General features: G+C 63.0%; 13 protein-coding genes. All 13 read left to right on the top strand.

Going from position 1 to position 6,134, the window contains the following annotated elements; all coding sequences use genetic code 11:
* Positions 1-27 precede the first annotated feature (27 nt).
* The 13 genes from rpsJ (at position 28) to rplX (ending at position 6,032) form a co-directional block, all read left to right on the top strand.
* Positions 28-336 carry a 30S ribosomal protein S10 gene (rpsJ, locus tag NEI07_RS15905; protein WP_014890764.1) on the top strand — a complete coding sequence of 103 codons (309 nt, stop codon included), beginning with the start codon at positions 28-30 and terminating at the stop codon, positions 334-336.
* A 57-nt stretch (positions 337-393) separates the two neighbouring features.
* Positions 394-1,131, top strand: coding sequence for a 50S ribosomal protein L3 (rplC, locus tag NEI07_RS15900; protein WP_256035863.1), 738 nt, complete (start codon positions 394-396; stop codon positions 1,129-1,131).
* 3 nt (positions 1,132-1,134) lie between these two features.
* Positions 1,135-1,755 carry a 50S ribosomal protein L4 gene (gene rplD / locus NEI07_RS15895; RefSeq protein ID WP_123176886.1) on the top strand — a complete coding sequence of 207 codons (621 nt, stop codon included), beginning with the start codon at positions 1,135-1,137 and terminating at the stop codon, positions 1,753-1,755.
* Positions 1,752-2,048 (top strand): 50S ribosomal protein L23, encoded by a 297-nt coding sequence (locus NEI07_RS15890; protein ID WP_014890761.1) that lies wholly within the window; start codon positions 1,752-1,754, stop codon positions 2,046-2,048. The genes rplD and NEI07_RS15890 overlap by 4 nt, the downstream gene beginning before the upstream one ends.
* A 21-nt stretch (positions 2,049-2,069) precedes the next feature.
* Positions 2,070-2,909 carry a 50S ribosomal protein L2 gene (gene rplB, locus NEI07_RS15885; protein WP_018406018.1) on the top strand — a complete coding sequence of 280 codons (840 nt, stop codon included), beginning with the start codon at positions 2,070-2,072 and terminating at the stop codon, positions 2,907-2,909.
* A 4-nt stretch (positions 2,910-2,913) separates the two neighbouring features.
* A complete protein-coding gene (gene rpsS / locus NEI07_RS15880) occupies positions 2,914-3,192 on the top strand; it encodes a 30S ribosomal protein S19 (RefSeq protein ID WP_256035861.1) in 279 nt (92 codons plus the stop codon).
* Between the two features lie 22 nt (positions 3,193-3,214).
* A complete protein-coding gene (gene rplV, locus NEI07_RS15875) occupies positions 3,215-3,601 on the top strand; it encodes a 50S ribosomal protein L22 (protein ID WP_014890758.1) in 387 nt (128 codons plus the stop codon).
* A gap of 13 nt (positions 3,602-3,614) precedes the next feature.
* Positions 3,615-4,364 carry a 30S ribosomal protein S3 gene (gene rpsC / locus NEI07_RS15870; RefSeq protein ID WP_014890757.1) on the top strand — a complete coding sequence of 250 codons (750 nt, stop codon included), beginning with the start codon at positions 3,615-3,617 and terminating at the stop codon, positions 4,362-4,364.
* A 24-nt stretch (positions 4,365-4,388) separates the two neighbouring features.
* Positions 4,389-4,802 (top strand): 50S ribosomal protein L16, encoded by a 414-nt coding sequence (gene rplP, locus NEI07_RS15865; protein WP_014890756.1) that lies wholly within the window; start codon positions 4,389-4,391, stop codon positions 4,800-4,802.
* Positions 4,803-4,812: 10 nt separating this feature from the next.
* Positions 4,813-5,025 (top strand): 50S ribosomal protein L29, encoded by a 213-nt coding sequence (gene rpmC, locus NEI07_RS15860; RefSeq protein ID WP_018406013.1) that lies wholly within the window; start codon positions 4,813-4,815, stop codon positions 5,023-5,025.
* Positions 5,026-5,031: 6 nt separating this feature from the next.
* On the top strand, positions 5,032-5,274 hold the full coding sequence (rpsQ, locus tag NEI07_RS15855) for a 30S ribosomal protein S17 (protein WP_018406012.1): 243 nt from the start codon (positions 5,032-5,034) through the stop codon (positions 5,272-5,274).
* Between the two features lie 72 nt (positions 5,275-5,346).
* Positions 5,347-5,715 (top strand): 50S ribosomal protein L14, encoded by a 369-nt coding sequence (rplN, locus tag NEI07_RS15850; RefSeq protein WP_014890753.1) that lies wholly within the window; start codon positions 5,347-5,349, stop codon positions 5,713-5,715.
* Positions 5,715-6,032 carry a 50S ribosomal protein L24 gene (gene rplX / locus NEI07_RS15845; protein WP_018406011.1) on the top strand — a complete coding sequence of 106 codons (318 nt, stop codon included), beginning with the start codon at positions 5,715-5,717 and terminating at the stop codon, positions 6,030-6,032. Before rplN ends, rplX begins: the two co-directional genes overlap by 1 nt.
* Positions 6,033-6,134: the final 102 nt, after the last annotated feature.

Raw genomic sequence — 6,134 nt, 5'->3', positions numbered from 1 at the left:
CCGCTCGCGGTCCTAAAGGACGGAAAAATGAACGGTCAAAATATCCGGATTCGCCTCAAGGCGTTCGATCACCGGATTCTCGACACGTCGACGAAGGAGATCGTCTCGACGGCCAAGCGCACGGGCGCTCAGGTCCGCGGTCCGATTCCGCTTCCGACGCGCATCGAAAAATTCACGGTGAACCGTTCGCCGCACATCGACAAGAAGTCGCGCGAACAGTTCGAGATCAGAACGCATAAACGCGTTCTCGACATTGTCGATCCCACCCCGCAAACGGTGGACGCGCTCATGAAGCTCGATCTTGCCGCCGGCGTGGATGTCGAGATCAAGCTCTAAACGGAATTCAAGCGACGCTCGCTAAGGATGCGAGCGCGCTTTGCGAAGGATTGGATCATGCGGTCGGGCGTCATCGCGCAAAAGGTCGGAATGACCCGCATCTTCACGGAGGCGGGCGAGCATGTGCCGGTCACGGTCCTGAAGCTCGACGGCTGCCAGGTCGTCGCGCAGCGGACTCAAGAGAAGAACGGCTACACCGCCGTTCAGCTCGGCATCGGCCGCGCCAAGGTCAAGAATGTCTCGAAGGCCGAACGCACGCGGTTCGCCGCGGCCTCGGTGGAGCCGAAGCTGAAGCTCGCCGAGTTTCGGGTGAAAGAGGAAGAGTTGCTGCCGATCGGCGCCGAGATCACGGCGGATCACTTCGTCGTCGGCCAGTTCGTCGACGTGACGGGAACCTCCACCGGCAAGGGCTTTGCCGGCCCGATGAAGCGCTGGGGCTTCGGCGGTCTGCGCGCGACCCACGGCGTCTCCGTTTCGCACCGTTCGCACGGTTCGACCGGCGGCCGTCAGGACCCGGGCAAGACCTTCAAGAACAAGAAAATGGCCGGCCATATGGGCGTCGAGCGCGTCACCACGCAAAATCTGCGGGTGGTGCAGACGGACCCGGACCGGGGACTGCTGCTTGTCGAAGGCGCAGTGCCGGGCACGGCCGGCGGCTGGATTTTTGTGCGCGACGCGGTGAAGCGCGCGCTGCCGAAAGATGCGCCGCAGCCGGGCAAATTCCGCCTCGGCAACGGACAGAGTGAAGCCGCCAATTTGGACGCCGCTCCGCAAGAAGAGAAGAAGGAGGACTGAGCCGTGAAGATCGACGTCACGTCGTTCGACGGCCAGGCGGCCGGTTCGATCGAACTCTCCGATGAGGTCTTCGGCCTTGAGCCGCGCAAGGACCTGATCTTCCGCATGATCCGCTGGCAGCTCGCCAAGCGGCGCGCCGGCACCCATGCGGTGAAGAATCGCGCCGAGATCGCGCGCTCGGGCAAGAAGCTGCACAAGCAGAAGGGCACCGGCGGCGCCCGTCACGGCTCGGCGCGCGCGCCGCAGTTCCGCGGCGGCGGACGCGCCTTCGGCCCGGTGGTGCGCAGCCATGCGCATGACCTGACCAAGAAGGTGCGCCAGCTCGCGCTGAAACATGCTCTGTCCGCGAAGGCGAAGGATGGCGGCATCATCGTTTGGGAATCGGCGGAGCTCGCCGAGCCCAAGACGAAGCTGCTCGCGTCGAGTTTCGCTAAGACGGGCCTCGAGAATGCGATCATCATTGTCGGCGGCGCGCCGCAGAACAATTTCGTGCTCGCCGCACGCAATATCCCGAAGATCGACATTCTGCCCGTCGAAGGCGTCAATGTTTACGACATCCTCCGCCGCGAGAAGCTGGTGTTGACCCGCGCCGCGGTGGACGCGCTGGAGGCGCGACTGAAATGAGCAAGGACGTTCGCCATTACGACGTGATCGTCGCCCCGGTCATCACCGAGAAGGCGACGCTCGCCTCGGAGAGCAATAAGGTGGTCTTCAAGGTCGCCAAGACCGCGACGAAGCCGCAGATCAAGGCGGCGGTCGAAGGTCTCTTCGACGTCAAGGTCGAAGCGGTCAATACGCTGGTGCGCAAGGGCAAGGTCAAGACCTTCCGCGGTCAGCGCGGCCAGCAGAGCGACGTCAAGAAAGCGGTCGTGACTCTCGCCGAGGGCCACAAGATCGACGTGACGACCGGACTGTAAGGAAGGCGTGAGGATAGAACGATGGCGCTGAAGACATTCAAGCCGGTCACGCCGAGCCTTCGCCAGCTCGTCATTGTCGACCGCAGCGAGCTCTACAAGGGCAAGCCGGTCAAGACCCTGACCGAAGGCAAGAGCTCAAAGGGCGGGCGCAACAACGCCGGCCGTATCACCGTGCGTTTTCGCGGCGGCGGCCATAAGCAGGCCTATCGCGTCGTCGATTTCAAGCGGCGCAAGCTCGATGTCGCGGGCAAGGTCGAGCGGCTCGAATATGATCCGAACCGCACGGCGTTCATCGCGCTCATTCGCTACACGGACAATGAGCTTGCCTACATTCTCGCGCCGCAGCGGCTCTCCGTCGGCGACGAAGTGATTGCCGGCAATCAGGTCGACGTGAAGCCCGGCAACGCGATGCCGATCGCCAACATCCCTGTCGGCGCTATCGTGCACAATGTCGAGATGAAGATCGGCAAGGGCGGCGCCATCGCCCGATCGGCCGGCACCTATGCGCAGATCGTCGGCCGCGACCAGGGCTATGTGATCGTCAGACTGAATTCCGGCGAGCAGCGCCTCGTGCACGGCCAGTGCTTCGCGACGCTCGGCGCCGTGTCCAATCCTGATCATATGAACACCTCGATCGGCAAGGCCGGCCGTTCACGCTGGCTCGGCCGCCGCCCCCACAATCGCGGCGTCACGATGAATCCGATCGACCATCCGCATGGCGGCGGCGAAGGCCGCACCTCTGGCGGTCGTCATCCGGTCACGCCCTGGGGCAAGCCGACCAAGGGCAAGAAGACCCGCACCAATAAGTCCACCGACCGTTTCATTGTGTCCTCGCGACACAATCGCAAGAAGAAGGGCTAACCCCATGGCGCGCTCGATTTGGAAGGGCCCGTTCGTCGACGGCTATCTTCTTAAGAAGGCCGAGAACTCGCGCGGTTCAGGCCGCTCCGAGGTGATCAAGATCTGGAGCCGCCGCTCGACGATCATCCCGCAATTCGTGGGACTGACGTTCGGCGTGCACAACGGCCAGAAGCATATTCCCGTGTCGGTGTCGGAAGACATGATCGGGCACAAATTCGGCGAATTCGCTCCGACCCGCACCTTCCACGGCCATGCGGCCGACAAGAAGGCCAAGAGGGGCTAAGAGAGGCTAAGAGAGGCTCACGATGTCTAAGGAAGCCAATCCGCCCCGGCTTGCGGAAAATGAAGCGAAGGCGGTCGCGCGCATGCTGCGCGTCTCGCCGCAGAAGCTCAATCTGCTCGCGCAGTTGATCCGTGGCAAGAAGGTGGATCGCGCGCTCGCCGATCTGGAGTTCTCCAGAAAGCGGATCGCGCATGAGGTGAAGAAGGCGCTTGAAAGCGCCATCGCCAACGCCGAGAACAATCACGGTCTCGACGTCGACGATCTTGTCGTCGCCCAGGCCTTTGTCGGCAAGGCGCTGGTGATGAAGCGTTTCCACGCCCGCGCCCGCGGCCGGGCGAGCCGCGTCGAGAAGCCCTTCGCCAATCTGACGATCATCGTGCGCGAAGTCCAAGCGCAAGCCAACGCCTAAAGGATTTAAAACCATGGGTCAGAAGGTTAATCCGATCGGGCTGCGACTGGGCGTCAACCGCACCTGGGATTCGCGCTGGTTCGCCAGTAAGGGCGAATACGCCAAGCTCCTGCATGAGGACATGGCGATCCGCGAAACGGTGTCGAAAACGCTGAAGCAGGCGGCGGTGTCGAAAATCGTCATCGAGCGCCCGCACAAGAAGTGCCGCGTGACGATCTATTCGGCGCGTCCCGGCGTCGTCATCGGCAAGAAGGGCGCGGACATCGACAAGATCCGCAAGCTCGTGGGCAAGCTCACCGGCAGCGAAGTCGTCATCAACATCGTCGAAGTGCGCAAGCCAGAAACCGAAGCGGCGCTCGTCGCCGAGTCGATCGCGCAGCAGCTCGAACGTCGCGTCGCCTTCCGCCGCGCGATGAAGCGCGCCGTGCAATCGGCCATTCGGTTGGGCGCGCAGGGCATTCGCATCAATTGCTCGGGCCGTCTCGGCGGCGCCGAGATCGCCCGTCTCGAATGGTATCGCGAAGGACGCGTGCCGCTGCATACGCTGCGCGCCGACGTCGATTACGGCACCGCCACCGCGCATACCGCCTATGGCGCTTGCGGGATCAAGGTCTGGATCTTCAAGGGCGAAATCCTTGAGCACGATCCGATGGCGCAGGACAAGAAGGCGGCCGAACAGGCGTCCGGCGGCGATCATGGCGATCGCGACCGCGGCGGCGAACGCCGCCGTCGCGAGCACCGCGAACCGCGCGACGCGGCGTAACGAACAAGATTAAAGAGCGCAATCATGCTGCAACCCAAACGCACCAAGTTCCGCAAGGCCTTCAAGGGCCGCATCCGTGGCGCCTCCAAGGCGGGCTTTTCGCTGAACTTCGGTCAGTTCGGCCTTAAGGCGCTGGAGCCGGAGCGCATCACCGCGCGCCAGATCGAGGCCGCGCGCCGCGCCATGACGCGCCATATGAAGCGCGCCGGCCGCGTCTGGATCCGTATCTTCCCAGACGTGCCGGTCTCCAAGAAGCCGACCGAAGTGCGTATGGGCAAGGGCAAGGGCGCGCCGGAATTCTGGGCCGTGCGCGTTGCGCCCGGCCGCATCATGTTCGAGATCGACGGCGTGCCGGCGCCTATCGCGCGCGAGGCCTTGACGCTCGCCGCCGCGAAGCTGCCGATCAAGACGCGCTTCATCGAACGCATCGCCGAATAAGGGGAACGTGATGAAATCCAAACAGCGCCTCTCCGACATCAAGGCGATGACCGAAGATCAGCTCAATGACGAAGTGCTGAAGCTCAAGAAAGAGCAGTTCAATCTGCGCTTCCAGCGGGCGACCGGCCAGCTCGAGAACACCTCACGCGTGCGCGTCGTTCGTCGCGACATTGCCCGCACGAAAACCATCGCCGCGCATAAGCGCGCCGAAAAGCAGGGTTAAAGCGCCATGCCGAAGCGAATTCTCCAGGGCGTCGTCGTCAGCGACAAACAGAACAAGACCGTGGTGGTGAAGGTCGAACGCCGTTTCACCCACCCGCTGTTCCAGAAGACGGTGCGCCGCACGAAGAACTATCACGCCCATGACGAAAACGGCGCGTTCAAGGTGGGCGACTCGGTGACGATCGAAGAGACCGCGCCGATCTCGAAATTGAAGCGCTGGCGGGTCGTCGAAGTGACGGCCGAGGCGTAGTCGTTAGAACGAATTGTCCGGACGAAGTCGGCGCGAAACCGAAACCAGACCGGAACGAAAGGCGGGTAAGCCATGATTCAGATGCAAACCAATCTCGACGTCGCCGACAACTCCGGCGCGCGCCGCGTGATGTGCATCAAGGTGCTGGGCGGCTCCAAGCGCAAATACGCCGGCGTCGGCGACATTATTGTCGTGTCGATCAAGGAGGCGATTCCGCGCGGCCGCGTGAAGAAGGGCGATGTGCTGAAGGCCGTCGTCGTTCGCACCGCGAAGGACATCAAGCGTTCCGACGGCTCCGTGATCCGTTTCGATTCGAACGCCGCGGTGCTGATCAACAATCAGAAAGAGCCGATCGGCACCCGCATATTCGGGCCGGTGCCGCGCGAGCTGCGCGCCAAGAACCACATGAAGATCATCTCGCTCGCCCCGGAGGTTTTGTAATGGCCGCCAAGATCAAGAAGGGCGACAAAGTCGTCGTTCTCGCCGGCCGCGACAAGGGCCGCAGCGGCGAGGTGCTGCGCGTGATTCCCGACGAAGGTCGCGCCGTCGTCGACGGCGTCAATATCGTCAAGCGCCATCAGCGTCAGACCAAGGATCGCGAAGCCGGCATCATCAACAAGGCCGCGCCGATCAATTTGTCGAATCTGGCGGTCGCCGATCCCAAGGACGGCAAGGCGACGCGCGTTGGATTCAAGATTCTCGACGACGGCCGCAAGGTCCGCGTCGCCAAGCGTTCCGGAGAATTGATCGATGGCTGAGGAAAAGAAGCCCAAGGCCGAAAAGCCCGCCAAGGCTCAAAAGCCCGCCGCCGAGGGCGCGGAGGCGAAGGAGCCGAAGAAGGCCGCCGCCAAATCGGCTGA

This window comes from Methylocystis suflitae (assembly GCF_024448135.1).
GTDB lineage: Bacteria > Pseudomonadota > Alphaproteobacteria > Rhizobiales > Beijerinckiaceae > Methylocystis > Methylocystis suflitae.
This window is presented reverse-complemented; position numbering and strand designations above follow the sequence as displayed.